This is a genomic window from Kineococcus gynurae (assembly GCF_042433995.1).
GTDB lineage: Bacteria > Actinomycetota > Actinomycetes > Actinomycetales > Kineococcaceae > Kineococcus > Kineococcus gynurae.
Window position 1 is genome coordinate 99752 of record NZ_JBHLUI010000008.1, and the last position, 23668, is coordinate 123419.

At 72.8% G+C, this 23668-nt stretch carries 38 protein-coding genes and 2 tRNA genes; 4 read left to right on the plus strand and 36 right to left on the minus strand.

Annotated features, from left to right (window positions below; all coding sequences use genetic code 11):
• The 15 genes from ACFFKU_RS06845 to ACFFKU_RS06915 all read right to left on the minus strand — a co-directional run bounded on the left by ACFFKU_RS06845 (position 1) and on the right by ACFFKU_RS06915 (position 9599).
• Positions 1 to 333: a hypothetical protein gene (locus ACFFKU_RS06845; protein ID WP_380136727.1), complete on the minus strand. Its 333-nt coding sequence runs from the start codon at positions 331 to 333 to the stop codon at positions 1 to 3.
• Between the two features lie 26 nt (positions 334 to 359).
• Entirely contained in the window at positions 360 to 842 is a 483-nt protein-coding gene (locus tag ACFFKU_RS06850; RefSeq protein ID WP_380136728.1) for a hypothetical protein, read from the minus strand.
• Entirely contained in the window at positions 839 to 1360 is a 522-nt protein-coding gene (locus ACFFKU_RS06855) for a phage tail tube protein (RefSeq protein ID WP_380136729.1), read from the minus strand. The genes ACFFKU_RS06850 and ACFFKU_RS06855 overlap by 4 nt, the downstream gene beginning before the upstream one ends.
• A 74-nt stretch (positions 1361 to 1434) precedes the next feature.
• On the minus strand, positions 1435 to 1647 hold the full coding sequence (locus ACFFKU_RS06860; RefSeq protein ID WP_380136730.1) for a hypothetical protein: 213 nt from the start codon (positions 1645 to 1647) through the stop codon (positions 1435 to 1437).
• Between the two features lie 89 nt (positions 1648 to 1736).
• A complete protein-coding gene (locus tag ACFFKU_RS06865) occupies positions 1737 to 2192 on the minus strand; it encodes an HK97 gp10 family phage protein (RefSeq protein ID WP_380136731.1) in 456 nt (151 codons plus the stop codon).
• Positions 2193 to 2214: 22 nt separating this feature from the next.
• Complete coding sequence (locus ACFFKU_RS06870) at positions 2215 to 2667, minus strand: hypothetical protein (RefSeq protein WP_380136733.1); 453 nt, start codon at positions 2665 to 2667, stop codon at positions 2215 to 2217.
• The gene (locus tag ACFFKU_RS06875; protein ID WP_380136734.1) at positions 2667 to 3200 is read right to left on the minus strand and encodes a hypothetical protein; all 534 of its coding nucleotides are present in this window, start codon (positions 3198 to 3200) and stop codon (positions 2667 to 2669) included. The genes ACFFKU_RS06870 and ACFFKU_RS06875 overlap by 1 nt, the downstream gene beginning before the upstream one ends.
• A complete protein-coding gene (locus ACFFKU_RS06880; protein WP_380136735.1) occupies positions 3197 to 3412 on the minus strand; it encodes a hypothetical protein in 216 nt (71 codons plus the stop codon). The genes ACFFKU_RS06875 and ACFFKU_RS06880 overlap by 4 nt, the downstream gene beginning before the upstream one ends.
• A gap of 2 nt (positions 3413 to 3414) precedes the next feature.
• A complete protein-coding gene (locus tag ACFFKU_RS06885) occupies positions 3415 to 3771 on the minus strand; it encodes a hypothetical protein (protein WP_380136737.1) in 357 nt (118 codons plus the stop codon).
• Positions 3772 to 3904: 133 nt separating this feature from the next.
• On the minus strand, positions 3905 to 5155 hold the full coding sequence (locus ACFFKU_RS06890; protein ID WP_380136738.1) for a phage major capsid protein: 1251 nt from the start codon (positions 5153 to 5155) through the stop codon (positions 3905 to 3907).
• Positions 5155 to 5958, minus strand: a complete 804-nt coding sequence (locus tag ACFFKU_RS06895) for an HK97 family phage prohead protease (RefSeq protein ID WP_380136739.1) — start codon at positions 5956 to 5958, stop codon at positions 5155 to 5157. The genes ACFFKU_RS06890 and ACFFKU_RS06895 overlap by 1 nt, the downstream gene beginning before the upstream one ends.
• An 11-nt stretch (positions 5959 to 5969) precedes the next feature.
• Positions 5970 to 7226, minus strand: a complete 1257-nt coding sequence (locus ACFFKU_RS06900; protein WP_380136741.1) for a phage portal protein — start codon at positions 7224 to 7226, stop codon at positions 5970 to 5972.
• Complete coding sequence (locus tag ACFFKU_RS06905) at positions 7223 to 7510, minus strand: hypothetical protein (RefSeq protein ID WP_380136742.1); 288 nt, start codon at positions 7508 to 7510, stop codon at positions 7223 to 7225. The genes ACFFKU_RS06900 and ACFFKU_RS06905 overlap by 4 nt, the downstream gene beginning before the upstream one ends.
• Before the next feature lie 11 nt (positions 7511 to 7521).
• Positions 7522 to 9087: a terminase large subunit domain-containing protein gene (locus ACFFKU_RS06910; protein ID WP_380136743.1), complete on the minus strand. Its 1566-nt coding sequence runs from the start codon at positions 9085 to 9087 to the stop codon at positions 7522 to 7524.
• Complete coding sequence (locus tag ACFFKU_RS06915) at positions 9084 to 9599, minus strand: P27 family phage terminase small subunit (RefSeq protein WP_380136744.1); 516 nt, start codon at positions 9597 to 9599, stop codon at positions 9084 to 9086. Before ACFFKU_RS06915 ends, ACFFKU_RS06910 begins: the two co-directional genes overlap by 4 nt.
• A 222-nt stretch (positions 9600 to 9821) precedes the next feature.
• Here ACFFKU_RS06915 and ACFFKU_RS06920 point away from each other — a divergent pair, with 222 nt between their 5' ends.
• Positions 9822 to 10049, plus strand: a complete 228-nt coding sequence (locus tag ACFFKU_RS06920; protein WP_380136746.1) for a hypothetical protein — start codon at positions 9822 to 9824, stop codon at positions 10047 to 10049.
• Positions 10050 to 10323: 274 nt separating this feature from the next.
• Here the strand turns inward: ACFFKU_RS06920 and ACFFKU_RS06925 are convergent, their stop codons facing one another.
• The 17 genes from ACFFKU_RS06925 to ACFFKU_RS07005 all read right to left on the minus strand — a co-directional run bounded on the left by ACFFKU_RS06925 (position 10324) and on the right by ACFFKU_RS07005 (position 19683).
• Positions 10324 to 11475, minus strand: a complete 1152-nt coding sequence (locus ACFFKU_RS06925) for an alginate lyase family protein (protein ID WP_380136748.1) — start codon at positions 11473 to 11475, stop codon at positions 10324 to 10326.
• 239 nt (positions 11476 to 11714) lie between these two features.
• Positions 11715 to 12593 carry a DUF4238 domain-containing protein gene (locus ACFFKU_RS06930; RefSeq protein ID WP_380136749.1) on the minus strand — a complete coding sequence of 293 codons (879 nt, stop codon included), beginning with the start codon at positions 12591 to 12593 and terminating at the stop codon, positions 11715 to 11717.
• Between the two features lie 62 nt (positions 12594 to 12655).
• Entirely contained in the window at positions 12656 to 13213 is a 558-nt protein-coding gene (locus ACFFKU_RS06935) for a hypothetical protein (protein WP_380136750.1), read from the minus strand.
• Positions 13214 to 13397: 184 nt separating this feature from the next.
• Positions 13398 to 13649 carry a hypothetical protein gene (locus ACFFKU_RS06940; RefSeq protein WP_380136752.1) on the minus strand — a complete coding sequence of 84 codons (252 nt, stop codon included), beginning with the start codon at positions 13647 to 13649 and terminating at the stop codon, positions 13398 to 13400.
• A complete protein-coding gene (locus ACFFKU_RS06945) occupies positions 13646 to 13894 on the minus strand; it encodes a hypothetical protein (RefSeq protein WP_380136754.1) in 249 nt (82 codons plus the stop codon). The genes ACFFKU_RS06940 and ACFFKU_RS06945 overlap by 4 nt, the downstream gene beginning before the upstream one ends.
• On the minus strand, positions 13891 to 14196 hold the full coding sequence (locus ACFFKU_RS06950; protein WP_380136755.1) for a hypothetical protein: 306 nt from the start codon (positions 14194 to 14196) through the stop codon (positions 13891 to 13893). The genes ACFFKU_RS06945 and ACFFKU_RS06950 overlap by 4 nt, the downstream gene beginning before the upstream one ends.
• Positions 14193 to 14567: a hypothetical protein gene (locus tag ACFFKU_RS06955; RefSeq protein ID WP_380136757.1), complete on the minus strand. Its 375-nt coding sequence runs from the start codon at positions 14565 to 14567 to the stop codon at positions 14193 to 14195. Before ACFFKU_RS06955 ends, ACFFKU_RS06950 begins: the two co-directional genes overlap by 4 nt.
• A complete protein-coding gene (locus tag ACFFKU_RS06960; protein ID WP_380136759.1) occupies positions 14564 to 14839 on the minus strand; it encodes a hypothetical protein in 276 nt (91 codons plus the stop codon). Before ACFFKU_RS06960 ends, ACFFKU_RS06955 begins: the two co-directional genes overlap by 4 nt.
• Complete coding sequence (locus ACFFKU_RS06965; RefSeq protein WP_380136760.1) at positions 14836 to 15003, minus strand: hypothetical protein; 168 nt, start codon at positions 15001 to 15003, stop codon at positions 14836 to 14838. The genes ACFFKU_RS06960 and ACFFKU_RS06965 overlap by 4 nt, the downstream gene beginning before the upstream one ends.
• Positions 15004 to 15455: 452 nt before the next feature.
• Positions 15456 to 16907: a hypothetical protein gene (locus ACFFKU_RS06970; RefSeq protein WP_380136761.1), complete on the minus strand. Its 1452-nt coding sequence runs from the start codon at positions 16905 to 16907 to the stop codon at positions 15456 to 15458.
• A gap of 68 nt (positions 16908 to 16975) precedes the next feature.
• The gene (locus ACFFKU_RS06975; protein WP_380136763.1) at positions 16976 to 17758 is read right to left on the minus strand and encodes a RusA family crossover junction endodeoxyribonuclease; all 783 of its coding nucleotides are present in this window, start codon (positions 17756 to 17758) and stop codon (positions 16976 to 16978) included.
• 202 nt (positions 17759 to 17960) lie between these two features.
• Entirely contained in the window at positions 17961 to 18224 is a 264-nt protein-coding gene (locus ACFFKU_RS06980; RefSeq protein WP_380136765.1) for a hypothetical protein, read from the minus strand.
• Positions 18221 to 18469, minus strand: coding sequence for a hypothetical protein (locus ACFFKU_RS06985; RefSeq protein WP_380136766.1), 249 nt, complete (start codon positions 18467 to 18469; stop codon positions 18221 to 18223). The genes ACFFKU_RS06980 and ACFFKU_RS06985 overlap by 4 nt, the downstream gene beginning before the upstream one ends.
• A 2-nt stretch (positions 18470 to 18471) precedes the next feature.
• The gene (locus ACFFKU_RS06990) at positions 18472 to 18897 is read right to left on the minus strand and encodes a hypothetical protein (RefSeq protein WP_380136767.1); all 426 of its coding nucleotides are present in this window, start codon (positions 18895 to 18897) and stop codon (positions 18472 to 18474) included.
• A 107-nt stretch (positions 18898 to 19004) separates the two neighbouring features.
• Positions 19005 to 19220, minus strand: coding sequence for a hypothetical protein (locus ACFFKU_RS06995; RefSeq protein ID WP_380136768.1), 216 nt, complete (start codon positions 19218 to 19220; stop codon positions 19005 to 19007).
• Positions 19217 to 19483, minus strand: coding sequence for a hypothetical protein (locus tag ACFFKU_RS07000; protein ID WP_380136769.1), 267 nt, complete (start codon positions 19481 to 19483; stop codon positions 19217 to 19219). The genes ACFFKU_RS06995 and ACFFKU_RS07000 overlap by 4 nt, the downstream gene beginning before the upstream one ends.
• Positions 19483 to 19683 carry a helix-turn-helix transcriptional regulator gene (locus tag ACFFKU_RS07005; protein WP_380136770.1) on the minus strand — a complete coding sequence of 67 codons (201 nt, stop codon included), beginning with the start codon at positions 19681 to 19683 and terminating at the stop codon, positions 19483 to 19485. Before ACFFKU_RS07005 ends, ACFFKU_RS07000 begins: the two co-directional genes overlap by 1 nt.
• A 107-nt stretch (positions 19684 to 19790) precedes the next feature.
• On the opposite strand from ACFFKU_RS07005, the gene ACFFKU_RS07010 reads away from it, so the two are divergent.
• Positions 19791 to 20099, plus strand: a complete 309-nt coding sequence (locus ACFFKU_RS07010; protein WP_380136772.1) for a helix-turn-helix domain-containing protein — start codon at positions 19791 to 19793, stop codon at positions 20097 to 20099.
• Here the strand turns inward: ACFFKU_RS07010 and ACFFKU_RS07015 are convergent.
• Both ACFFKU_RS07015 and ACFFKU_RS07020 read right to left on the minus strand, forming a co-directional pair.
• Positions 20065 to 20137 (minus strand) — tRNA-Lys (locus ACFFKU_RS07015). The genes ACFFKU_RS07010 and ACFFKU_RS07015 overlap by 35 nt on opposite strands.
• A 132-nt stretch (positions 20138 to 20269) precedes the next feature.
• Positions 20270 to 20440: a hypothetical protein gene (locus ACFFKU_RS07020; protein ID WP_380136774.1), complete on the minus strand. Its 171-nt coding sequence runs from the start codon at positions 20438 to 20440 to the stop codon at positions 20270 to 20272.
• Between the two features lie 292 nt (positions 20441 to 20732).
• Between ACFFKU_RS07020 and ACFFKU_RS07025 the strand changes: the two genes are divergently transcribed.
• On the plus strand, positions 20733 to 21368 hold the full coding sequence (locus tag ACFFKU_RS07025) for a hypothetical protein (RefSeq protein ID WP_380136775.1): 636 nt from the start codon (positions 20733 to 20735) through the stop codon (positions 21366 to 21368).
• Positions 21369 to 21425: 57 nt separating this feature from the next.
• Here ACFFKU_RS07025 and ACFFKU_RS07030 read toward each other — a convergent pair.
• Both ACFFKU_RS07030 and orn read right to left on the minus strand, forming a co-directional pair.
• Positions 21426 to 21498, minus strand: a tRNA-His gene (locus tag ACFFKU_RS07030).
• Positions 21499 to 21616: 118 nt separating this feature from the next.
• Positions 21617 to 22219, minus strand: coding sequence for an oligoribonuclease (orn, locus tag ACFFKU_RS07035; protein ID WP_380138025.1), 603 nt, complete (start codon positions 22217 to 22219; stop codon positions 21617 to 21619).
• Between the two features lie 137 nt (positions 22220 to 22356).
• Between orn and ACFFKU_RS07040 the strand changes: the two genes are divergently transcribed.
• Positions 22357 to 23529: a PrsW family intramembrane metalloprotease gene (locus ACFFKU_RS07040; RefSeq protein WP_380136776.1), complete on the plus strand. Its 1173-nt coding sequence runs from the start codon at positions 22357 to 22359 to the stop codon at positions 23527 to 23529.
• The last annotated feature ends 139 nt before the right edge of the window (positions 23530 to 23668 follow it).

The following is a 23668-nucleotide window of genomic DNA, read 5'->3' on the forward strand; positions in this document are numbered from 1 at the left end:
TCACTCCTCTCGCTGGGTTCGGGCGGTGCGCAGGCAGCGGGCGCACTCGGATGCGGGGCCGGTGATGAGGTGGACGTGCGCCCCGCGGCCCGCCTCGCTGAACTCCTCCGAGGCCTGCGCGGCCTCGATGAGTTGGGCGCCGGGGTGCACGTCGATGTGGGTGTGGAACGCGCGTCGGGACCCGCCGAGTTCGGGGTTCCAGTCGTCGGGGTGGGAGCCGTCGGGGTAGCGGCGGGCTTCGTGGGCCGACCAGCCGAGAGCCGCGTCCTGGTCGGCTTGGTCCCAGCCGAGGAACGTGGACAGGGGGATCCCGTGCGGCCCGCAGTAGTTCATGCGGGCCGCGAAGAGCGGGTCTCGGATCAGGCGAAAGGGACGCGGGCGTCCGGTCCGCTGGTGTTCAGCGACAGCAGCTTGCGGCCCAGGGCGATGACCTCACCGAACGACCAGGTGCCGCCGGTCAGCTGCTCACGCCAGAAGTCCTCGTCCTGCAGGTCCTCGTCCACGGCGCACGCGGCGGCGAGGAGGGGGAGGTTCTGCTGCCACTTCTCCTGGTCGATGCCGCCGTCCTTGCCCACGAAGTCCAGCTGCTGGCCCTCCCACTCGGCGGGGGCGAGCGCCTGGAACTCGACGGTGACGTGGCAGGCGTCGAGGGCGGCCTGCGCGGCCTCGACGACGTCACCGAGGCGGTTGATCTCGCCGGTCTCTTCGCCGGCGGCCTGGGCGAGGTAGACCGCGCGTTCGGCCTCGGCGACCGCGGCGGCCGCCTCCGTCGCGTCCTGCAACGCGACGGAGACGGTCGTGCGGCGGCGGGCCTTGCCCGCCAGTCGGTCCCGTGCGCTCACGCGGGGACCGGGAGGGCGACGTCCTCGGCGGGCTGGGCGGTGATCGCGAAGCCGATGGTGAGCTGCATGGCGGTGTCGGAGACGGAGCGGACCTTGCCGACCGAGCCGACCTCGACGGCGAACACGTCGGCCAGGTCCCCGGCGGTCCCGTACCCGCCGTCGGCGACGACGATGAACCCCTTGGTGGTGCGGGGCAGGACCCGGCGCGCGTCGAGCCCGTCGGGGTCGGCGTAGAACGTCAGCGAGGAGTCGTCGCTGGTGGTCCGCCCGGTGATCCGGCTGGTGAACCGGCTGCCCAGGTCGGGGGTGTCGATGAATCCGGAGCTGACCGACCAGCCGGCGATGTCGGCGATGTCGTCGGACAGCCGGACGGCGTTGTTCAGCTCCGCCGCGGTCGGCTTCAGGTACCCGGCCGCCTTGGACGACAGCGCGGACGCCGCGACGATCGGCAGGAAAAGGATCTCGGTGATGCCAGCGTTGAAGAACCGCTGAGCCTTGGGCGCGGTCGTGATGGCCACGGTGGTGTCTCCTTCGGTCGATCAGGTCGGGGGGGGGTGGGCGGGGGCCCGGGAGGTTCGGCGGGGGCCGAGGGTCAGTTCTTGTCGGCGGTCTTGGTGCTGCGCGTGGTCTTGCGGGGCCCGGCCGAGCCGGTCTCCTCGCCGTTGACCTCAGCGCGGACCTGGGCCCGCTCCTCGGGGTCGGGCTTCTCGCACTCCTCCCACCCGGGCAAGGAGTCCAGGGCGGTCCGGGCCAGGTAGGCCACGCCGTCGATGTCGGGGTGCTTCGCGTAGATGAACTCGGGCATGGCCGGTCCTTCCTCTCCTGTCGGGGTCGTGCTCGGCGGGGTGCCGTGTGGGGGGAGCCGCGTGCTGGCGGGGTGCGGGCGCGCGGAGCTCAGAAGCCGCGGCGGCGCAGGACGCCGTCGACGGCTTCGAGGAGTCGGGTCTCGGTGGCCGCGGAGGCGGCCTGGACGGCCGGGGCGAGGAAGGGCCGGTAGGGGGAGGTGACCCACTTCCACTGAGCCCGGTGACCGCCCTCGGCGTAGACGGGGTGACGGAACCCCTTGCGCTGCCCGCGCGCGACGATGCCCTCGTAGGGGCGCCCGTGCGGAGCCCGGGTCGCGTCGACCTGCAGGCGCACCCCGGCGTTCTTGCCGGTGAAGGACACCCGGGTGCTGATGGCGCCGGGGATGCGCCGTGACCACGACGCGCGGCGGCGGGCGTCGGCGAGGATCGGGGTGGCCGCCTGCCGCAGCGCCTGGCGGATCTCGGTGCGCAGCTCCTCGGGGGTGCGGCGCAGCGCGTCGGCCAGACCCGCGACCTGCAGGCGGCCCTCGATGCTCGAGCTCACCGCTGCCTCGTCATCGCAGGGGTCATCGCAGGATCCGGCCGACGAGGGTGAGGACGACCTCGATGACGGCGCCGTCGGTGGTCTGCTGCTGCTCCATGCCGAAGTCCTCGCCCAGGCGCAGGTCGTCGAGCACCCCGGTGAACAGGGTCCGGTCGGTGGTGAGCTGGTCGAGGACGTTGAGGGCGGCCTCGATGCGTTCGCGGCGGACGCCGAGGTCGGTGTCTCCGGACCAGGTGGAGAGCACCGCTCGCAGGGTGAACGACTCGTCGCGGCGAGCGCCGAGCCCGGCCCGGGCCTGGGTCATGGTCATGCCGATGTCTCCGCCGGTGGCGAGCAGCAGCACGTCGTTGGGCAGGTTCTGCGCGGCCCGGGGCCCGTCTATGACCTCGAACCCGACGGTGACGAGCTGGGCGGTGAGGAGGTCCAGGACCGCGGTGTAGGCGGTGATGAGGCGGGTGCCGGACTGGGGGCGCATCAGGCGATGGTCGGCATCTCGTAGGGGCGCAGGAGCTCCAGCGCCCGGGCCGGGAGGGCGAACCCGCGGGGGGTGCCGGCCGAGGGGTCCTCGGAGCCGTTGAAGAGGTTCGGGCGAGCGCCGCGGCCGCGCTGGGTCTCCCACAGGTGCGAGGCGATGACCAGGGTGGCGAGTTTCACGTCGGCGGGGGTGTCGCTGCCCTCGACGGTGGCGGTGACGGTCCACCACCCGTCGCCGCGCAGGGGGACGGTGAGGACCCCGGCGAGGAGGTTGCTGCGCTGCAGGTCGACGGGCACGGCCTGGCCGTGAGGGTCGAGGATCGAGGCGACCGAGGCGAGGTTGGTGGCCGGAACGACGAGGTTGCGGCCGCTGGCCCGCACCCGCATGACCTGCTCGCCGGCGGCGACGGGACCGCAGCGGGCGATGACCGCGAGCTCGGCCGCGTCGAGGTGCAGCTGCAGCCGGTCGCGCTCGTCGGCCTTGACGGTGGGGTGCTGGATGAACTCGGCGAACTCCTCGAGGGTGACGATCACCGCCGCTCGACCTCCCCGTCCTCGTAGTGGTCCCCGTGGTGGTCCGGGTGGTGGGCCCCGCGCTGCACGCCCCGGGGTTCGGTGGGCCGGGTGAGGGTGGCGGCGACCGTCGGGCGCTCCTGGTGGTCCTCGGGGCGCTGCACCGCCGCGCGGGTGCGCGGCTCGCGGCTGACCTCGCGCGACTCCTCGGGGCGTCGACGGCCGCCGGCCACGGTCAGTCGTCCTTGCCGGGCGCGGTGCCGGCGCCGGTGCTGGTGCCGGTGCTGGTGCCGGTGCTGGTCTCGGTGCTGCCCGAGGAGTCGCGGTCCTCGGCCTCCCGGACCTCCTCGACCGTCTTGAACCCGGGCGTCTGGTCGGGGGTGCCGTCGGCCTTGATCGAGGGCATGGCCACGACGTCGACCGTGGGCGCGGAGCGGGTGTCCTCGTTCTGTTCGGTGTTGGCCTGCGGCACCGAGGCGGCGGTGTCGCGCGGCGTCGCGGTGTCGCCGCTGCCCGCCGTGCTGCCCGCCGTGCTGCTCGTGCCGGCGGTCGTGGTCTTCTTGGCGCCGTCCTGGCTGGTTCCCTGGGCCATGAGGTCCTCCTCGTTCGAGTGGTCAGGTTCGGGTGGTGCTGGGCGGGGGGTGGTCCGGCCCGGGTGTGCGAGGCCCCGGGCCGGACCGGTTCGGTGCCCGCCGGTGCTCACCGGTGGGCGGGTGCTACGAGAATCAGGCGGCCTTGAGCTTCAGGGCCTTCGCGGCGGTGGCGTCGTTGACGCGGCCGTCCATGCGCTGGAAGCCGAGGAACCCGACCTGCAGGAAGTCCGCGTAGCGCTCGGTGAGGCGCAGGGTCTGCGCCCCGGCGACGATGCGGGCGACGTAGGCGGCGTTGAAGTCGCCGAACGCGATGGGCTTGGCGCCCGCCGCGAACGAGGCGATGTTGTTGTCGATCGTGTACGGGCGCCCGTTGATGGTCGAGGGGACCCCCTCGGCCAGCGCGGGAGACCACAGCGGCCGGCCCTGGTCGTCCTTGATCTTGCGGATGGCCGCCAGACCGGTGTCGGAGAGCAGGTAGCGGGCCCGTCCGCCCTGGCGGTAGGCCGGGTCGACGGAGTGCTCGAGGTCGACCAGGTCGTCGTACTTGATCGTGGTCGCGCTGGCGGTCTCCTTGCCGACGCCGAGGGCGGTGAACAGGCCCTGGGGCTTGTTCACCCCGTCACCGACGGCGAAGTGCTCCGAGCTCGCCCGGCCGATGCGCTCGCCGAGCTTCTTCGGCAGCCACGTCTCCAGGTCGAAGGCGGTGTCCTGCAGCAGCTGCAGGGACACCCGCACAATCTTGGAGGTGTAGGTGAACGCGCCGAGCTTGGTGGTGCCGAGCAGCAGGTCCTGCTCGGTGACCTGGGTGTTCTCGTCGAGCAGGGCGCCCTTGGAGTTCGTCTCGTCGCTGGTGGGCCAGCGGATGTCGGCGCCGGTCGAGGTGTTCATGACCTCGACGACGGAGAGGATCCCGCCGAAGTCGCGCAGCGCCTCGGTCATGCGCCGGAGGAACTCCTCGGGCACGGTGTAACCGCCGGCGGCGTCGTTGCCGACGCCCTGGGCGCGCATCTCCGGGGAGTCGACGAACCCGCGCTGCAGCAGGTCCTGCTCCTCCCCGCTCAGTCGCCCCAGGCCACGGCGCAGGTAGCGGCCGAACGCGTCGCGGTACTCCTCACCGGAGTCACGCTCAGGGTCCTCGGAGCGCGGCGGGGTGCTGCGGTTGTCGGGGGCGAGGTCGTCGACGAGGCGGTGCTGCCGCTCGGCGCGCTCCTCGCGCTCGATGTCCTGGGAGAGACGCTCGACGTCGGCCAGGCCGCGCTCGTAGGTCTCGTTCTCCTCAGTCGTCAGGTCGCGGTTCTCCCGCTCCAGACGCTCGCGGATGTCCTGGACCTGGGCCCAGGCGGTGGCGCGCTGCTCGAGGAGGCGCCGCAGACGCTCGTTCATCAGTTCTCCTTCGGGGGGAGGGTCAGGGAGTAGCGGGCCGCGAGCTCACGGGCTCGTCGGTCCAGTGCCGTGACTCCCCGGGTGCCAGCGGGTGGCGCGGGGTCCTTCCTCCGGGTGGAGGACCCCGCGGGGTCCTCCGGCGCGGAGGTTCCGCCGTCAGGCGCGGCGGAAGGATCGGGGCGGGCCGGGCGGTTGCGCGCGGCGCGGACCTCGTCGGTCATGGCGCGCAGCCCGGCGTCGGTGGCGTCGTAGGCGGGGAAGGTGACCGCGGAGACCTCGAGGAGGCGCAGCTCGGTCAGGCGGCGGAGGTCGACCTGCACGACGTCGGTGCTGCCACCGACCTCGGCCTCGACCTCGATGGTCGACCACTCGTCGCGCACCACGTAGAACCCGAACGACATGCCGGTGACGCGGCGCTTCTCCAGGTTGCGCGCCAGGTCACGGACGTAGGACAGCTCGTCGTCGAGGTCGGCGTCGACGGCCAGGCCGATGTCGTCGGTGTTCAGGCGCAGGTCACCGGCGGAGACGCGGGCCACCAGCATCCGGGTGTCGTGGTCGACGAGGAAGCGGGCGTCGCCCTCGCCGAGGGTCTTGTCGAAGGCGCCGTCGGCGACCTCCTCGTACCAGCCCCACCACGACAGCGGGTTGCCGATGGCGGTGCGGGAGTTGAAGACCGCGGCGTGCCCGACGAATCGTTGCGGGGTGGCGTCGTCGGCGGCGCGGATGACCCGGGCGTCGATGTCGCTCAGGTCGCGGGTGCGGGTCTCCAGCACCGTGCTGGTGCCGGCGGAGCGGTGGGTCACGATGCGCCTCCTCAGTCCTGCTGGTCGTCGTCGGGGTTGTCGGCGGGGTCGTCGTCGGCCGGGTCGCTGGATCCGCCGGCGGGCTCGTTGAAGGGCCGGTAGGGCTCGTCGCCCCAGGAGACGGGGGGCATGTCCTCGAGCTCGCGGGCCTCGTTGGGGACCATCCAGCCGTTGGTGATGCCGGAGGAGTAGAACGCGGCGCGGGCCTTGGAGTCCCCGCGCAGCAGGCCTTCGACCTTGAACTCGGCCTTCTCCGCGATGGGGTTCAGGCACTCCGCGGTGAGGCGCTGCTCGAAGCGCTGCATGTAGGCCTTGAACGTGAGGATGACCATGGAGGTGAACTGCTGCTCCATGCCCGATCCCCAGGAGGTGGACTTCTCCTGGTCGTTGAGGACCCAGCCTGGCAGTCCGAACATGCGGGCGATCTCGGTGGTCTGGAACTTCCGGGTCTCCAGGAACTGCGCGTCGGCGGGGGACAGGGACAGCTGCTGGAACTTCGTGCCCTTGTCCAGGACGGCGACGTCGTAGGCGGAGTCGATCCCGGAGAGCTTGGCCCGCCACCGCTCCTTGAGGATGTCGGCCTTCGTGGCGTCGAGGTCCTGCTCGGTGGAGAGGAACCCGGACAGCAGCATGCCGCGCTCGTAGAAGCGGGTGGCCATCCGCTCGGCGGACTCCGCGAGCTGGAAGGTGCGGCGGACGTTCTCGATGATGGAGATGCCGGTGACCCCGTCCAGGGACAGGCCCGGGACGTGCATGACGTCGTACTCCGTCAAGGGAATCTTGCCGTCGACGACGAACAGCTTCGCGAACGGCCGACCGATCTCGGTGGCGTCGACGACCTCGACCCGAACCCGGGTGGGGTGGATGGGCAGCAGGCCCTGGATGCGCCCGTCGCGGGAGCGGAGCTTGCGCAGGAACGCGTTGCCGCGCAGCGCGACGTGCGCGACGGCGGTCTCCATCATCTCGAACGGTGTGGTGCCCGGGGTGGTGGCCCGCAGCCACGGCACGTCGACGCTGGAGCGGTCGGCGCGGCGGGTCACGTTGATCGGGCAGCCCGCGATGGTGCCCGCGATGATCTGCACGCAGCGCAGGGCCGCGCCGACCCGGGTGACGGTGCGGTCCCCGCCCCCGCCGTCGGACCACAGCTCCGCGGGGTCGCTGACCTCCGACAGCAGCCGGCCGCCGGTGATGGGCACGTTCGGGTTCTCCAGCGACGCCTCACGGCGGCCGGGGCTGCCGAGACCGGCGAGCGCGGACAGGGCCCTCACGCAGCACCCCACCCGCGCGGCAACGTCCGGGCGGGCCCGGCGGCGGGCTCGGCGGCCGCGACCTCACCCGTGTCGGACCGGGCGGCCCCGGTGACGCGCCCTTCGCGGCCGGTGACGTCCGCTCGGGCGCCGGCCAGCTGCCGGCCGCGTTCGTCGAGCACGGCGAACAGGACCAGGGCGGCGCCGGCGGCGGCCAGGGCCCACCAGAGCCCGGCGAGGCCGGCCACGGCGGCGACGAGGAGGCCGACGCCGACGACGAGGGCGGTCGGGGCGATCCACTGCACGGGGTTCCTCCTCACCAGATGTTCGGGGCGTCGGGGTCGCCGTTGTTCAGCCACCACTCGGCCCGCTCGGAGCCGAAGACACCGGTGACGGCGGCGTCGATGCGCAGGGGGGAGTCCGGGGACTCCTTGGTGATGCGGGCGAACCCGCGGCTGGTGGGTTTCGGGACGGCGTTGGCGAAGTGCCGGGTCATGCGGGGGTCCCCGTCGTGGCTGAAGGTGCCGTCCATCGCGGCCTCGTAGAACCGCTGGGTGGCCCGGCCCATCCGTTCGGGCGTCTGCGGGTAGGGCTCGATGGGCAGGCCCTCGTCCTGCAGCTCCTCGCGGGCGTCCTGCCACATGTAGTCGTCCCAGGAGACCTCGGGGACGTCGTAGCGGCGGGCCGCGGCCCGGACGGCCTGCTTGACCTCCCCGCGGGGGACCCGCCAGTTCGGGTCGCGGTGGTCCTTCTCCCAGATGCCCACGACGAACATGTGCATCCGCTCCTCGACGGTGAAGCCGAGCAGCGCGGTGGAGTCTCCGGACTTCGACCCGTCGAAGGCCAGGACGACGCGGGTGCCCTCGGGTGGGCCGCCGGGGTAGCGGGCGGGGTCGGCGAGGGACTCGAACCGGCCGTTCGGCAGCCACGCCCGGGCCGAGGACACCCACTGGTTGCACCGCTTGGTGCGGAACTCGTTCTCCTCGGTGCGGCGCACGACGGACTCGAAGTCGGCGGCGGAGACGAGGTCGTCGAACCCGGGGTTCGCCTCCCGCCAGGTGCGGGGGTCGTCGTGGGGGGCGTCGGCGCCGGCGCGGGGTTCCCACCAGGCCATGAAGAACGTGGGGTCGTCGATCTCGCGGAGCGCGATCTGGACGCCGTACTGGTACAGGCTGTAGCACAACGAGTCTCGCCCGGTGCGGTCGGTCTTCACCCCGGCGGTCGTGATGCCGATCATCAGGGGTTCCTCGCGGGCGCCCTGCGCCTGGGCCATGACGTCCCAGAGTTCCCGGGTGGGTTGGACGTGCACCTCGTCGAAGATGACGGCGGAGGGGTTCTTGCCCTCCTTGGTGAACGCGTCGGCCGACAGGGCCCGGTAGGTGGTGCCGGTGGCGGGGACCTCGAGGACCTTCGACCACACCTTGATCGCCTTGGACAGGTGCTCGTCGGCCTCGACCATCTTCTTCGCGTCGTTGAAGACGATGGAGGCCTGGTCGCGGTCCCCGGCGCAGGAGTACACCTCACCGCCGGCCGGGCCGAGGAGCATCGAGCCGATCGCGGTGCCCGACCCGATCCCGGACTTCCCGTTCTTCCGGGCGATGCCGATGAGGCCGACGCGGTGACGGAGGAGCCCGTCGGGGCGGCGGGCGAAGAGGTGCCGGTGCAGCTGCTCCTGCCAGGGTCGCAGCCGGATCAGGTGCCCGGCCGGGCCGGCCACGGAGTCCTTCGTGATCCGGCAGGTGGCGTTGACCAGCTGGGAGTACAGGGGCCCGTCGCTGCGGCGTAGGTCGGCGCGGGGGACCGGGGTCAGCCACCGCGGCGGCCACGGCTTGACCGGTGCCCGCCGCGCCCGGGGCGGGCCGGTCAGGGTGGCGGTGCTCACCCGGACTTCCGGCCCCGGCTGGCGGCCTGGCGGAGGATCTCGTCCAGCGGCGAGGCGGGCTTGTCCCCGCCGACCTCGCCGACGCCCAGGGCGCCGCGGGCGGCCGGGGTGAGCCCGCACTCGCGCTCCATCCGCAGGATCTCGGCGTCGTGCAGGCGCAGCTTGTCGATGAGCGGGTTCGGGCGCTGCTGGCCCATCGAGCCCATGACGAAGAACCCGGTCTCCGCGAGCGCCTCGCGCATCCCGGCGCGCAGGTCCTCGGCCTCGCACAGCCGGACGAGGAGGTGCCAGTCGGTGCCGGGCGCCAGCCAGTCCTTCGCCTCGCGCCAGAGCTTCTCCCACCGCGCGGCCCCCGCGCCGCCGTCGACCAACGAGGGCGGGCACGGCGGCACCCCGTCGGCACCCGGCAGCGCCCGGACGTTCCCCCCGCCGGGGAGGTCGCGGCCGGCGGAGTCCTTGCCCGGGGCGCGGCCGGTGCGCCGCTTCTGCTCGACGGGCTTGCGACCGGGCACGGTGGACCACCTCCCCGGCTACGTCGTGATCATGCGGCTCGCCCGGCCCCGGAAACGATCATGGGAAATCCCGGCGGACCGAAAAACGGGGGTGAGGTTGTGCACGCGCGCGTACGGCTGGTGCGGGTCGTGCCTGACCCTGCGCCGCTGGACTTCGGACCGCCCCCCGGGGAGACACGCCGTGGACACCGTTGGCGATGAGTCCCGTCCTAGCGTGACGACATGAGCGCGAGCGAGGGTGCCGATCTGAACGAGGCCATCAGCAAGCTGGTGGGGAAGAGTGTGCGCGTGCGGCTCACGACCGGAGGCGATGCAATTACCGGTCGGCTCACCGAGCTCGGCGCGGAGGGTCTGATCTTGGACGAGGGCAGATCGGTCATCGCGTTGCGCAGCGTGGCCGCCGTCACCGCGAAGGTGCCCTCGCGAGGCATCGTGAAGAGGATCCGCTAGCGGTTCGTGCCCCGGTTGCAGGCTCGGTGCTCGGGCCAGGTCGGGGCGGCTCGGTCAGCCTGGTGGCCGAGGTCGAAGGGCTGATCGGGTTCGATGGGCCGGCGGCAGCGTCGGCAGGTCGGGCGCTCGCCGGCGGCGATGCGTTCGACCCACGCGGCTCGTGCTCGCCGATGCTTGGCTCCGTATCCGCGGGCGGTGGTAGTGCCGCCGCGTGCGGCGCGCTGGCAGGTCGGGCAGATGGTGTGGCCGGGTCGCCCGCAGTTCCGGCAGGGCATCAGGCCGGACGGTTCGGTCCGTGGGTCAGGGTCTCCCAGTTCATGTGCAGGCCGGTGCCAGTCGGGCGGATGCGCTCGAGCAGGGCCTCGCTGTGCGGCATGGGGTAGCCGAGGCGGCCCTGGTAATGGTTCAGGCCGACGGCCCAGGTGAGCGCCCAGGCGGTGCCGCCGAGCTTGGGTGCGTCCCGCCCGGGCCAGTCGGCGGGGGTCTGGCCCTGCGCCATGGCGTTCAAGGTGCGGGCGTGGAACTCCATGCCGGTCCGCAGCCGCTCGGACTCCTCGTCGAAGAGGTCCATGCCCTGGATGCGGGCGGTCTCGGCGCCGGCGAGCGCGGCGGCGAAGAACATCGCGGCGTGGCTGAGGTCGCGGCACGTCTCCTGCGAGAGGCCCGGCACCCATCGGCGCGGGTTCTTCCAGTAGGTCGCCAGGTAGGCCTCGGTCACGGTGGTGTTCGCCGGGACGAGTGGCCGGATACCGTCACTGTCGGAGACGATATGGGCCCGGGTCTGCTCACGCCAGTCGCCGATCCCGTCGGCGAACACGGCCTGGTCGTCGAGGAACACGCCGATGTTGATCGTGGCCTCGGCCATGGACAGCTGCCAGTTCGAGGCGCCGGCCTTCCACCCGTCGCGGACCCGGGGCAGGAACGCGGTCCGGAGCATGGACGCGAACCGGGCGATGTCGTCGGCGGCCCACCCGGCGCCGGAGTAGCGGATGAGCTCGGCGGCCTTGGTGAAGGTCTGCGCCCCCCACGCGGCCTGCAGGAGGCCGTTCTCGTGCTGGCGGGTGTCGAAGCGGTGCTCGGTGAGCACGGCCGACCAGCCGTTGAGGATCTCGATGGCCCTCGCCGCATGGCGGGGGTCGCCAATCAGGGTCCAGAGGAGGGCGTGGGTGTAGGCGGCCTGGGCGTCGTCGGTCTCGGCAGCGCAGCCGACGTTCGCGCCGGACCCGCAGGCCACCGAGGCGACGGGCCGCGCGGACCAGGAGAGCCGGGCGTAGCGGCTGGCGCGGAGCTTCTCCACCGCGGCGAGGGTGGCCGGTACCCCGGCGGCGGCGCGCAGCTGCATCGTCTCTAGCGAGGCGGCGGAGTTCACGATGCCGGGGTGGACGAACCCGCCGGTGCGGACGGGACGGAAGACGGGCGCGGCCACGGGACCCTCCAGGCGGGTGGGGCTGCCCCGGGCGCGGGAGGGCGCCGGTCGGCAGGTGTGGATCGGGCGCCCGGTGATCGGCAGGGCGACGGGAGAGACACTCCTCCCCGATGACCGTCACGTTAACCCATCGGTGGGGATCTCGTCACGGCAGCTTGTCGTGGCCGCACGAGCGGCGTGAAGAGGCGCCGTCCAGGGTTTTCGTTCCGTCGCCGGTCCTGGCAGCGGGTCGCCGCTATTCAGCACCCATCCCGCTCGGTTCGAGCCTCGATTAAGCGTCGAACGGTCATTACGGCAGGCCAGTTCTTGCGGTAGAAGACTTCTTTCTCGGCGGCACGAACCTGCCAAGCATTTATGCAGCGCACCTGCTCCACCGTGGCAACACTGCGAGCTGGAGGGCTCGCAGCCAATGCCACTGCCACCTTCGGCCCAAACGGCATCAATATGAGTTCTGCATCCCCGAGAGCCACCCCTTGGTGGGGGCCGAGACCTCCGTCAATGTATTCGGATGTGGTAAGCACCGGCGCGTCCCCCAATGCAAACTCCCAGCCCGCGGGGGCGTCAAAGATATGGAGAGAGGAGTGTCGAAATATTGCTTTGGCGAGGTCGAAGTATTCAGGTACGCGACTCGAGAAGTGGCGGCCGTCTCGCAGTTCGTCCGGCCCCTCCTGAACGATCCTCTCAAGCAGCCCTAAAGCCTCGTCAGAGCACGTGCCACTTGGGAAGAGTTGTTTCATGGAATCCTTGATCTCCTCCACGGCCTGGTTCATAAAACGGGTCTCGACCCTCTGCATGGCCGTGCGCATGGCTCGCGAGCGCGCCCAGTGCAAAGCCATGCAATCGCGGATCAGGTCGGCTTCTTCTGCTGGGATAGGTTCGTCACATTGATCTAGCGATTTAAATGCATCCGGCATTCGGTTCTCAACTGTTTTCCATAACTCTTCGGCGGCCTCGGGATCGTGCTCGATGAAATTCGCCTCCCAGCCGAATGCCTTCGAGCCCTTGAAGTGAGCGGTCTTACCGGAGGACAAATTTGCACAGACGATCATCTGGTCTTTCCAGAACCACCGACCTAGTAGGGTTCTTGATAGAACATGCTGCTTCACCGGCTTCACCATGCAAACAGTTTCGCATAGCTCACGTTCGTTCAAGCGAAGTCGGTCATTCGCAGCCCGGGCGCTTAGCTGACGTGTTGGACCCGCCAGTCCTGCCAGAACCGGGCGGCCTCGTGCTTGTCGTAGCGCGGCCGGCCGAGCTCGTCGTCGTCGATGCGGTCGAGGTGACCGCGAGCAACCCACTGCCGGACCCGCTCGACGGTGATGGTGCGGCCCAGCCCGTGGCGCCGCGTCAACCACGCGGCGAGCTCGTGGGCGGTGAGGTAGTCGGGGGTGGGGTCGATGATCCGGCCGAGAAGGGGCCACTGCTCCCGCTCCCAGGTGTGACCGGCGCCGTCGCAGGCGATCCGGCCGGGTAGGGCGCGTTGGTCGTCGATCCACGCGATGAGGGTGCCGGCGCAGTGCGGGCACGGCCCGACCTTCGCCCGGCGGATGCCCGCGGGTTCGGCGGCGCGGCGGACGTCGGTGGCGATGAGCTCGAGGTCCTCGACGCGCCAGTCCAGGTCGGGCTGCTCGCAGATCCAGTCGGCGTGTTGCGACACCCACCGGGCCAGGCGCGGGGCCCCGTCGTCGAGCGAGGACCGGGTCGTGATGTCCCGGCGCTCGCAGACGAGGCAGACCATCTCGGCGAGGCGGCGGCCGGCGTGCTGGCGGGCCGACAGAGGCCCTACCGGTACCGGGGGTCGGGACGCTGGTGGCCGGTGCGCACGGGCGGGGTCGACGGGCGGCTCGTACGTGGCGTCGTGCAGCGTCTCGATGTCGGCGAGCGCCGCACGGAGTTTCCCGGCCCGGGCTGCAGAGGAGTCGTCACGCATTGGGGCCCGCCGCCCGTCGTGCGCCCCTGCGCCGGTCGAGGAGGGCGAGGATTTCGGTGGCCTGGTGCCGGGCGTGCATCTCCCCGGGGCGGGGGACGACCTGGCACCCGCACAGCCACCCGGCGGGGTTGCCGGGGTCACGGAGTTGCCCGTGGCCGATGAGGCAGGCCGCGCCGGCGGCCACGTCGTTGGCCTCGGTTTCGGCGATGCGCAGTAGGGCTGCGCGCTCCTCGGCGGCGCTCACCGGCTGTCCTCGACGGCGATGTTGATGACGTCGAAGTCGCCTTCCGAGCGGTCGGTCCAGTCGTCCTCGATGCGGCGGAGCCAGAGTTTCCGGTGCTCGGGGTCCTTGAGTTGCGCCTGGACGTGGTTCCCGACGGCGTCGAGGTCGTTGACGTCGATGCCCGCGGCCTGCATGGCCTGCAGGTCGCTGCGGTCCAGCTCGACGAGGGACCCGGTGGGCCACTGCCAGTCGATGTTCAGTCTCATGAGGTTCTCCGTCGGGTCAGGCGGGCCCAGAGGGTCCACAGACGTGGGGTCTCGCGTCGGTCGTAGAAGTCGCTGGGGAGCTGAAGGGCGACGGCGAGGGCGGTGTGCTCGCGCTCGATGAGGTCGCGGCGGCCGAGGAGCAGGCCGTGGAGGGCGCCGACGGGGTTGACGGGGTCAGCGCCGGGCCAGCCCCGGTCGGCCATGGCCTGGTCGAGGCGGGCGACGGACGTCTGTCGGGCGAGGAGCCGGCGGCGGACGTCGCGGGCGACCCAGGAGCTGTGCGCGTTCTGGTGCAGGCTCATGAGGTGGTCCCTGCCTGGACGTGCACAGGTCGCTCAGCGACGTGCCAATGCCGCGGGAGGGTTCCGGGAAGGTGCAACTCGCGGCCGAGTTGTCGCAGGGTGGCGGGTTGTCGTTGCAGCCAGGTCAACCAGGGCTCGACGAGACCCCGCGATGCCGTGGTCGGGTGGAAGCGGTGGGCGATGCGGTCGCAGCTGAGGATCTGCGAGGTGAGACCCAGCCCGAGGCGATCCGGCGGTGTCAGGTCGGTCCACCAGGACAGCTCGAGGTGCAGCAGCGGCTGCCAGATGGGGCGGACGATCCTGGTCGCTCGGATGCCGCGAGCGGAGTGATCACAGCAGTAGTGCCAGAGCTGGATCGGGGTCTCGGTCATGACGCCGCCCGCCAGCTCGGGAACTCGACGACGACGGGGGTGCGGTCGTCGCGGGCGGGGACCTCGGCGACGACGACCCACGCCGCGCCCAGGTCGACGGGCGCCTGGTCGGCGGGGACGAGCCGGACCCGCGGCCGGGCGCCAGGGTCGAGGACGGCGTGGTGCCGGGCGGCGACCGCGGGAAGGTCGGCGCGGGCCTCGTCGCAGAGGGCGGTCGGGTCGGTCAGCAGGGCCTCGTCGATGACCGGCCAGCAGACCTGCAGCGTGCTCACATCTGCCACCGGGGGCTGACGGGGACGTCCTCGACGGGCCGGGCGTCGTCGTGCTCGTCGGAGCTGCACCCGCAGACGTCATCGAGGACGTCGAGGTCGTCCGGCAGGGGTAGCGGGAGCTGGCCGGGGCAGTGGGTGAGTTCGGTGGTGTCGGGCTGGGGCACCGGTCCTCCTCTCGGGCTGGTCATGGGGTGGTGGGCGTCGCGGGTGCTGGGGGCTGCCCCCGGCCATCGATCGCACCGCCAGGGGGGTTGGCGGGGTCTACAGGCCGGGGGCAGCGTTCAGGGGTGCCGGCCGGGGTCGTCTGCGGCGAGGCGGGAGGGGTGGACGTCGGGGAGCGGGAGGCCGGAGCCGAGGGCTGTGCAGGGGTCGCCTCGGGCGGCGTGGCAGTGCGGGCAGGGCCGGTCGCGGATGGCGAGCTGGCGGGCGGTGAGCGGGCCGCGAGCGCCGTGGCGTTGGTCGTGGCCCTCGGGGGTGGGTGCGGGCGCGGGTCCGCTCCCGGTCCGGGCGTCCGCTGGGGCGGGGCGGGTGGTGGGTGGGGTGCGTCGGCGCAGGGCGAGGGCGGCGCGGACGTGGTCGGGGCCCGGGGTGTGTTCGGGGTTGCGGGGGTTGTGGTTCACGACGCGGTCCGGGCGAGCTGGTCGGCGCGCTGGGTGGCGCGTTGCTGGTCGCGGAGTTCTCGCAGCGAGGTGGGTGCGGGGACGTGCTCGTGGGCACAGCGCAGGCAGCGTCCGGCGGGCTGGTCGGAGTGCTCGGGACAGGCCGGTGAGGCGGGCACGGTGGGTGAGGCGTGCGGGCCGCCGTCGGGGCTGGTCGTGGTCTGGGCCCTGGGGGTGGTGGTGGGGGTGGTGAGTCTCCGCCAGATGCCGAGCCAGGCCTGGGCGAACCCGGCGGGGGAGCTGGGCCGGTGGGCGGAGACCGCGGCGTCGGTGAGGGCCTGGACGCCGTGGTGGTCGGCGAGGTCGGCGACCTCGCGCAGCTGGGCGGGGTCGAGGCGGTCCCAGCGGGCGGTGAGGCCCGCGCCGGCCAGGGACGCGACGAGCTCGTCGACGAGCTCGCCCAGGTCCCCGAGATCGGCCGGGTCGACCAGGTCGGCTGGGTCGGTCGGGTGCCGGGAGTCCCCGCGCTCCTCGGGGTCGGGGCCCGCGCCGGGAGCCTGCCCCGCGTCCGGTCCGGGACCCGCGTCGAGGTCGGGGGCCTCGCGCGTGCCCGCCCGCCCACCCGCGTCCGGGCGCTCGCCCGCGCCCGCGACCGCCGCAGACGAAGTCGAGGCGGGGTGCTGATGAGGGGTGCCAGGTGCCTGTTGCAGGGTGCCTGTTGTTCGGGAGGGGTTTGCCGAGGGGCTTGCCGAGGGGGTCCCGGAGGCCCTTCCGGAGGGGGTCGTGGAGACCGTGGTGAAGGGGCTGACCGAGCCCCTTCCGGACCCCCTTACCGAGGGGCTCCCCGAAGGGCTGGTCGACCCCCTTGCGGAGCCCCTTCCGGAGGGCCTTCGCGAGCCCCCTCCGGAGGGGCTTCCGGAGGGGTTCGCGTCGTCCGCGAGCGCCGTCGAGTCGGGGCCAGGGCGGGGGCTGTCGAGGGCGGTGTCGGGACCGGTGCTGTGGCCGGTGTCGGGGTTGATGCCGTCACGGCGCAGGACGTCCTGCAGGCGGGCCCACCCGGCGAGGTGGGGGCGGGCGGCGTGCAGGTTGCGCAGGTCGTGGACGACGATGCCGCGCAGCCAGCGGGAGGCGATGTCGAAGAAGTCCTTCCCGGCCGCCACGGACAGGTTCGGGTTGGTCAGGACCCCGTCGTCGCGCAGGAAGCGGCGCAGCAGGATCTCCTCGGTGTCCTCGTCGAGGGCCGCCCAGCCGGCTTCGACGAGCTCGTGGGCGGCCGCGGTGACGGCGTCTGCGCTCGCCGTCTCCGAGGACACGGCCAGGCGGCGGGGCCGGAAGTCGGCGACCCCGCAGAACGACGTCGAGGGGTGGGCCAGGAGGCGGAGGTAGAGCCACTGGGCGGGGACGGACAGGGCCAGGAACGTGTCCTCGGCCCACAGGTCGAGCCGGATCGTCGCGAAGTCGCGAGCCATCGGTCGGTCCTCCTTGGAGCGAGCGCCGCTCGGCCGCCGGCGGTGGCGGGCACGGGCAGCTGGGTGGATCAGGAGCGGGCTGTCGTGCGGTCGAGCGGGTCGAGCTGCTGGTGCTGGGGCTGCGCCCCGGGCTGGGGCGCGGGTCGTGTCGGAGGGGCGTGCGAGGGTGCGCCGGTCATGCGTGGTCCCTCTCTCGTGGGGGCATGACCCGCCCGGGCGTGGTTTGGGAGCGCCTCGCCCGGGCGTTGACCGGCTCCCGGGCCCGGGAGTTGCGCCGGCGTCGGGGGCAGGAGGGCCTGGCGGTCGACGCGGCGGATGCGGATGACGGCGCCGGGCAGGTCGAGGGTGTCGGCGATGACCGGGGAGCGGCCCTCGCAGGCGTAGGCCTTGTGGACGATGGCGGTGACGACGAGCGCGTCGTCCTTCCACACCCGGGCGTCGGTGAGGGCGTCCTCGGTGGCGCGCAGCAGCTTGGACAGGTCCGGGGGGACGATGGGACGGGCGGCCTTCGGGCGGGCGGGGCGCTGCAGGCTGAACGTCGCCTCGAGCACCAGCGCCCCGGTCAGCGGGACCCAGGTGGCCGGGGTGTGCCCGAGCTCGCGCAGCCGTTCCCAGGCGGCCCACCCCACGGCGTCACGCCAGGGCCGCAGCCACGCCGAGGATTCCTTCATCCGCCCGTTCGGCAGGGGGTTCTTCGACCCCTGCGGGGCCGGGCGCCCGGCCACCCGGATGCACAGCTCGACGTCGGGATCGGTGTCGCGGACCGAGGTCCCGGTGGCCCGTGACCAGAGGGGGACCTGCGTCTGGCCTGCGGTCGGCGGTGCGGGCGGCGGCGGGGACGGGCTCACCACCGGATGTCCCCTCGCGCCCAGGACTGGCCGCAGTGGTAGATGAACGAGAGCAGCCCGTTCTTGGAGTCGTGCAGGGGCAGCGGTCCTTCCCCGCACCTGGGGCAGTTCAGGTCCAGGTCGGCCCACGGGGCGCGCTCGCCGGCTCCGATCGCGACGAACGGAACCTCATGGCCGGCATCGTCCTGGCCGGACGTCTCCTCCGTCACCAGGTGCTCCCGATCCAGGCCAGGAACGCCGCGGCCACGGCCAGGCCGAGGGCCACGAGGACCTTGCTCGCCCGCTGCCGGCGGTAGGCGTCGAGCTCCTCGTCGGTGGCGTGCGCAAGGCAGATGACCTCGCGCTGGCCAAGCTCGGCGCGCACCGCCCGCTCCAGGCAGCGGCAATCCGGTTCGGGGGCGGCGAACGACAGCCCGAGGTTCGCGCGCCGCTCGAGGTGCTTGTCGCGAGCGCCGAGGGGCCGGTTCATGCCGGTCCTCCCGACATCTGCACGACGAAGCGGTGCACCCGGGCCCGGAACGCGGCGCGGACCCGGCCCGCCGCGGTGCGGACCGGGCGAGGGGCCCGGAACTCCGGGCACGAGCAGTACCCGCCGGTGAGGAGGGTCGCGGCGCAGTCCCGCTGGGCGCGGTAGTGCAGGTGCGCGGCGAGGGTGTGCCCGCAGCCGTGGCAGACGCGGGCGAGGGTGCGTTCGGGGGTGATGCTGGCGTCCATGGTCAGGTCCTCGCCTCGGTGGTGAAGGGGTCCCAGGCGTCGGTCTTGCTGCGGCGCAGGGTGATGACCTCGCGGGCGACGCGGGTCAGCTCCTCGATGGCGGCCTGGACCTTGCGGCGGCCGAACAGGTCGAGGGTGGAGACGTGGCGGGCCTGTAACCGGGCGAGGACCCAGTGCAGGTCGTCCTGCAGGGACTGCCCGCGAGCGCCGGCCAGGACGATCTGCGCGACGTGGCGGTACTCCGCCTGCTGCTCGCGGGGGAGCAGCTCGAACGGGGCCAACCAGTTCTCGTCGGGGGTGATGACGGTGACGACGCCGTAGACGCGGCGGCCCTGCCGGGCGGCGAGCTCGTGGCGGCGCAGGGCCGCGGCGCCGGCGTCGACCGCGGCGGCGGTCTCCCGAGGGATCTCGGTGAGGGGGGTGGGCATCAGGGCTCCAGAGGTCTGCGGGAGGGGTCAGGCGGTCAGGACGATGAGGAGCGCGAGGGAGCCGGCCAGGAACACGAGGAGGGCGAGGAACTCGCGGGTCGCCTCGCTCACGGGGTCATCCGGTGGCCGTAGGCGCGGAACACGTCGGTCATGTCGATGCCGGCGGCGTCGGCGGCCTTGTGCACGGCGAGCACCAGGCGCAGCAGGGACGGCCCCTCGGGCCCGGCGTCGGCGGGGAACACGTCGTCGGCCTCGTCGACGGCGACGACGAGGACGTCAGCCAGGCGCTCGGTGAGCTTCTGCCGCCCGGTCGCGGTGCTCACGCGACGGCCAGCTGGTCCTCGGCCAGCGCGGCAAGGACCTCGTCGAGCCAGTCCGGCTGCCCGGGCGTGGTCTCGGCGAGGGGGAGGGGGTGCAGGCGGCGGCCGCGGTCGTCGAGCTCCAGCACGGCGTACGGCGCGGAGTCGTCGGCCACCTGACGGTCGCTGACGTCGGCGCAGCCACGGCAGACCCGGTCGAGGGTCCAGGACTCGCCCTTGCGGCAGCGGACGCACGGTACGGCGCGCTCACGCATGACGGCGGCCATCACGCGACCTGCTCGGTGCGGCCAGCAGCGACGAGAGCCTCGATCTCGACACGGCGGAACAGGCGCGCTCCGTTCGGGCCGGGAAGCTTCTGGGCCACGGGCAGCTCGCCGGCGTCAGCCATGCGCTGCACCGTCCGCATGCTCTTGCCCAGGAGGTGGGCCACCTCGGGGCTGGTGATGAGCTCAGGGTCCGTGGGCATGACCTCAGCATGCGGCAATGCCGCATGGCGGTCAAGCGCCGCGCTGCGCCTTACTCCGTCGTGGTGAGTCGCTTGACGGACAAGCGACATGAACGCACGATGGGGCCATGACAGTCGAGGTGGAGACCGCGCCGGGGGTGCCTGCTTGGACGCTGGGGTGGCGGTTGCAGCGCGCACTCGCGTTCGCGGACGTCAGCGCAGGCGAGATGGCCGACGAGCTGGGCGTCAGTCGGCAGACGCTGAGCCGGTGGATGGGCGACAAGTCCCCGATCCGGCCGATCTACGTGAAGCAGTGGGCGCTGAAGACGGGCGTCGACGCGCAGTGGCTGCAGAACGGAGAAGCCCCCCGCCCGGCAGGACCGGACGAGGGGCTTCGTGAAGTGCGCCAACAGGGACTCGAACCCCGAACCCGCTGATTAAGAGTCAGCTGCTCTACCCATTGAGCTATTGGCGCAACGAGATGGAACGGTAGCAGCCGCTCCGCCTCATCGTGAAATCGACTGCCTCCGAGGGTGTCCGGGGGCGCTGGGCGCCCCCGGACACCAGGACCGGGTCGAGCACCCGGCGGACCGAGGGACGGGACGCCTCAGCGGGCGACCCACCACTCCTCGGTCGGCAGGCCCTCGCTGGCCAGCAGCTCGGCCGAGTGGGGGCCGTCGGGCGCGGCGAGATCCATGATCAGGGAGAGGGGGATGTGCTCGGACAGCATGTCCCGCACCGGCTGCGCTGCGGTGGGGGTGGGGTCGGGAGCGGTCAAGGGGGCCTCCTGATCTGTCGCGTGCCGCACCCGGGGGGTGGGTGCTCCTGAAGTTGTCGTCGGTGGCGCCGTGTTCCTTGAGGTCTTCCCGGGCAGGGCGACCCGCCCGGCGCACGGGCCCGGCGGGCGGGTTCGGACTGTCACCGCCTGGTCCGGAATGACAGGGCCGGACGGGTGGGTCGGGTGGGGCCGGACGGGTGAGCGGGTGCGTCCCGCCACCGGAGCGCGGTGGTGACCCCGGTGGGCCGCGGAATCGCTGGACGGTGCCCCCGGGCGGGCGCAGAGTGGGGAGATGCAGAGCCGGGGCGGGCGGGACGGGGTGCGCACGTCCGTGCCCCAGGCGCTGCTGCTCGGCCTCTACCTCCGCGACGCCGGGGGGCTGCGTCCCCCCGCGGAGGACGACCGACCCGAGCTGCCACCGCTGACGCCGAGCATCGCGCCGCTGCGCCCCGGTGGGGAGCCGCTGGCCGGGATCGGGGCGGCGAGCCGGCAGTGGGCCCGGTGGTGGCGCGGCGCCTGGCCCGGCGAGGCGGCCGCCCTCACCGGGATCCTGCCGCCGTCCTTCCCCGCCTGGCACGGGTGCCCGGAGCTGCAGGGCATCGCCCACCTGCTGCTCGACGACGCGCTGGAGTGGGCGGTCGGGGCCCGCGCCCGCGCCGAGGGGGTGCTGCGGATGTTCCCCACGGCGCTCGCCGAGACCAACCTGCTGGCCGACCTCGAGTCGCGTCTGGGCCGCTCGATCCGACCCTTCTCGCTGCCGGTGGTGCTGCTCCCGGTGCGCGGCAAGGACGCCTGGCGGATCGGGGGGACCGACGTCGTGTCGCTCGCCCTGCGCGGGGATCGCGACGCCTACCTGGACTGGTTGCGGCGGCGACTGCTGGAGCTGGCCGCCGAACGGCACCCGCGGCCCAGCCCCGAGGAGCGTTGACGACGGACCCGGGGACGACGAAGGCCCGGTCCGCGTCGGACCGGGCCTTCGGTGCGGGGTGAGTGACGGGACTTGAACCCGCGACTTCCTGGACCACAACCAGGTGCTCTACCAGCTGAGCTACACCCACCAAGCGTCAGACCCGCGCGAACGCGAGTGCGACGGGACGAGCATACCGTCCCCGGGGCGCTGCTCCGGACCAGTTCCCGACGCCCCGGCCCGGGGAGCCGGACGGTCCGGGCCGTCCCTCAGGACGGGCGAAGCTCGAACTTCTCGCCGGCCGCCCTGGCGGTCTCGGAGTCCGGGCCGGGCTGGGCCACCAGCAGCACCTCGCGGTAGTACTTCAGCTCCTGGATGCTCTCGCGGATGTCGGCCAGCGCGCGGTGCCCGCCGTGCTTCCTCGGAGTGTGGAAGTAGACGCGGGGGAACCACCGACGGGCCAGTTCCTTCAACGAGGACACGTCGACGATCCGGTAGTGCAGGTGCTCGGTGAGCTCGTCCATGTCCCGGGCCAGGAAGGCACGGTCGGTGTGCACCGAGGACCCGGCCAGCGGGGCCTTGCGCCGGTCCGGGACCCACTCACGCACGTAGGCCAGGACGGCCTCCTCGGCCTCGCGCAGCGTCACGCCGTGCTCCAGCTCGGCCAGCAGCCCCGAGGACGTGTGCATGTCCACGACGACCGGGTCCATGTCCTCCAGCGCGGCGGCCGGCGGCTTGATGACGACGTCCACCCCGTCGCCGAGCACGTTCAGGTCGGCGTCGGTGACCAGCGCCGCCACCTCGACCAACGCGTCCTTCTCCAGGTCCAGACCGGTCATCTCGCAGTCGATCCAGACGATCCGGTCCTGCACCCGGTCGCGCCCCTGCCTGCCGGCGTCGCCCTTGCCCACCTCGTCACCCTTGCCCACCTCGTCGCTCACGCCCGGCAGCCTACGGCCCGGCTCCGACCGGACGGCCGGGCCCGCACCCCGGCGGTAGGGTCGCCGCCATGGCGGTGGACGCGCCCGGCGACGCCGGTCAGGACCGTCCGCCCGTCCCGTCGCCGCCCGCCGCCCGGGCCTGGCGGATCTCCCTGACCGTCGTCACCGTCCTGGTGCTGACCGTCTGCGGCGTGCTCAGCCTGACCGCGGTGACGATGGAGATCGGGCTCACCGGGCTGCTCCCCGGCATCCTGCTCGCCGCGGTGCCCGTCGGCCCGGTGCTCGCCTGCGTCGTCTGGCTCGACCGGTACGAGGCCGAACCCCCGCACCTGCTCGCCTTCGCCTTCGGTTGGGGGGCCTGCGTCGCCAGTCTCGGGGCGCTGGTCCTGAACTCGCTGTCCTACGACCTGCTGGTCGACGCGGTCGGCGACGTCACCAACACCTCGGTGGTGGTCGCGCCCGTGGTCGAAGAGGTCCTCAAGGGCCTCGGCGTCCTGCTGCTCGTCCTGGCCCAGCGTCGTCAGTTCGACGGCGTCGTCGACGGCATCGTGTACGCCGCCTTCGTCGGGGTGGGGTTCGCGTTCCTGGAGAACATCCTCTACCTCGGCCGGGCGCTGGGCAGCGACGGCGGGGCCGGCCTGGTCGCGGTGTTCGTGCTGCGCTGCCTGGTCTCCCCGTTCGCGCACCCGCTGTTCACGATGGCCGTCGGGGTCGGCCTCGGCCTGGCCGTCCGGGGCCGCGGCCCGCTGCGCCGGGTGGGCGCCCCCGTGCTGGGCCTGCTCGTCGCGATCGGTCTGCACGCGCTGTGGAACCTCTCCGCCTCCGGGGCGGCCGCCACCTTCATCGAGTTCTACCTGCTGCTGCAGCTGCCGGTCTTCGTCTGCGCCGTGGGGGTCGCGCTCGCGGCCCGGGTCCGGGAGTCCCGGGTGGTGTCGCGCCACCTGCAGGTCTACGTCCGGGCCGGTTGGATCAGCGGCGAGGAGGTCCACATGCTCTCCTCCCCGGCCCGGCGCCGGGAGGCCGTCGCCTCGGCCCGCCGGGTCGGTGGACGCACCGCGGCGCTCGCGGTCCGCGACTTCGCCGAGACCGCCACCGACCTCGCGTTCCGCCGCGACCGGGTCGCCCGCGGGGTCGTGGGCGCCGTCCCGGCGGCCGAGCTCGCCGACCTGCACCGCCTCGCGGCGGCCCGGGCGGTCGCGGTCGCGCTCCTGCACGGGGCCGATCCGCGCACCCGACTCTGATTCACGCAGCGGCGACGCACGCAGCGCCGACACGCATCGCCGACGCACAGCTCGCGCCCGGTCCCGTCGAAGGCTCCGGCCCGACAGTTCCGGGGTGACCCCGACGGACCGGAGCGGGGCGCACGACCCGGAAGCGAGC

Bases quoted from the DNA above. Each gene is read 5' to 3' on its own strand.
- ACFFKU_RS06845 (WP_380136727.1), bottom strand. From the start codon at position 333: ATGAACTACTGCGGGCCGCACGGGATCCCCCTGTCCACGTTCCTCGGC.
- ACFFKU_RS06860 (WP_380136730.1), bottom strand. From the start codon at position 1,647: ATGCCCGAGTTCATCTACGCGAAGCACCCCGACATCGACGGCGTGGCC.
- ACFFKU_RS06870 (WP_380136733.1), bottom strand. From the start codon at position 2,667: ATGCGCCCCCAGTCCGGCACCCGCCTCATCACCGCCTACACCGCGGTC.
- ACFFKU_RS06885 (WP_380136737.1), bottom strand. From the start codon at position 3,771: ATGGCCCAGGGAACCAGCCAGGACGGCGCCAAGAAGACCACGACCGCC.
- ACFFKU_RS06890 (WP_380136738.1), bottom strand. From the start codon at position 5,155: ATGAACGAGCGTCTGCGGCGCCTCCTCGAGCAGCGCGCCACCGCCTGG.
- ACFFKU_RS06920 (WP_380136746.1), top strand. From the start codon at position 9,822: ATGAGCGCGAGCGAGGGTGCCGATCTGAACGAGGCCATCAGCAAGCTG.
- ACFFKU_RS06930 (WP_380136749.1), bottom strand. From the start codon at position 12,593: ATGGTGAAGCCGGTGAAGCAGCATGTTCTATCAAGAACCCTACTAGGT.
- ACFFKU_RS06935 (WP_380136750.1), bottom strand. From the start codon at position 13,213: ATGGTCTGCCTCGTCTGCGAGCGCCGGGACATCACGACCCGGTCCTCG.
- ACFFKU_RS06945 (WP_380136754.1), bottom strand. From the start codon at position 13,894: ATGAGACTGAACATCGACTGGCAGTGGCCCACCGGGTCCCTCGTCGAG.
- ACFFKU_RS06950 (WP_380136755.1), bottom strand. From the start codon at position 14,196: ATGAGCCTGCACCAGAACGCGCACAGCTCCTGGGTCGCCCGCGACGTC.
- ACFFKU_RS06955 (WP_380136757.1), bottom strand. From the start codon at position 14,567: ATGACCGAGACCCCGATCCAGCTCTGGCACTACTGCTGTGATCACTCC.
- ACFFKU_RS06970 (WP_380136761.1), bottom strand. From the start codon at position 16,907: ATGGCTCGCGACTTCGCGACGATCCGGCTCGACCTGTGGGCCGAGGAC.
- ACFFKU_RS06980 (WP_380136765.1), bottom strand. From the start codon at position 18,224: ATGAACCGGCCCCTCGGCGCTCGCGACAAGCACCTCGAGCGGCGCGCG.
- ACFFKU_RS06985 (WP_380136766.1), bottom strand. From the start codon at position 18,469: ATGGACGCCAGCATCACCCCCGAACGCACCCTCGCCCGCGTCTGCCAC.
- ACFFKU_RS06990 (WP_380136767.1), bottom strand. From the start codon at position 18,897: ATGCCCACCCCCCTCACCGAGATCCCTCGGGAGACCGCCGCCGCGGTC.
- ACFFKU_RS07000 (WP_380136769.1), bottom strand. From the start codon at position 19,483: ATGGCCGCCGTCATGCGTGAGCGCGCCGTACCGTGCGTCCGCTGCCGC.
- ACFFKU_RS07005 (WP_380136770.1), bottom strand. From the start codon at position 19,683: ATGCCCACGGACCCTGAGCTCATCACCAGCCCCGAGGTGGCCCACCTC.
- ACFFKU_RS07010 (WP_380136772.1), top strand. From the start codon at position 19,791: ATGACAGTCGAGGTGGAGACCGCGCCGGGGGTGCCTGCTTGGACGCTG.
- ACFFKU_RS07025 (WP_380136775.1), top strand. From the start codon at position 20,733: ATGCAGAGCCGGGGCGGGCGGGACGGGGTGCGCACGTCCGTGCCCCAG.
- ACFFKU_RS07040 (WP_380136776.1), top strand. From the start codon at position 22,357: ATGGCGGTGGACGCGCCCGGCGACGCCGGTCAGGACCGTCCGCCCGTC.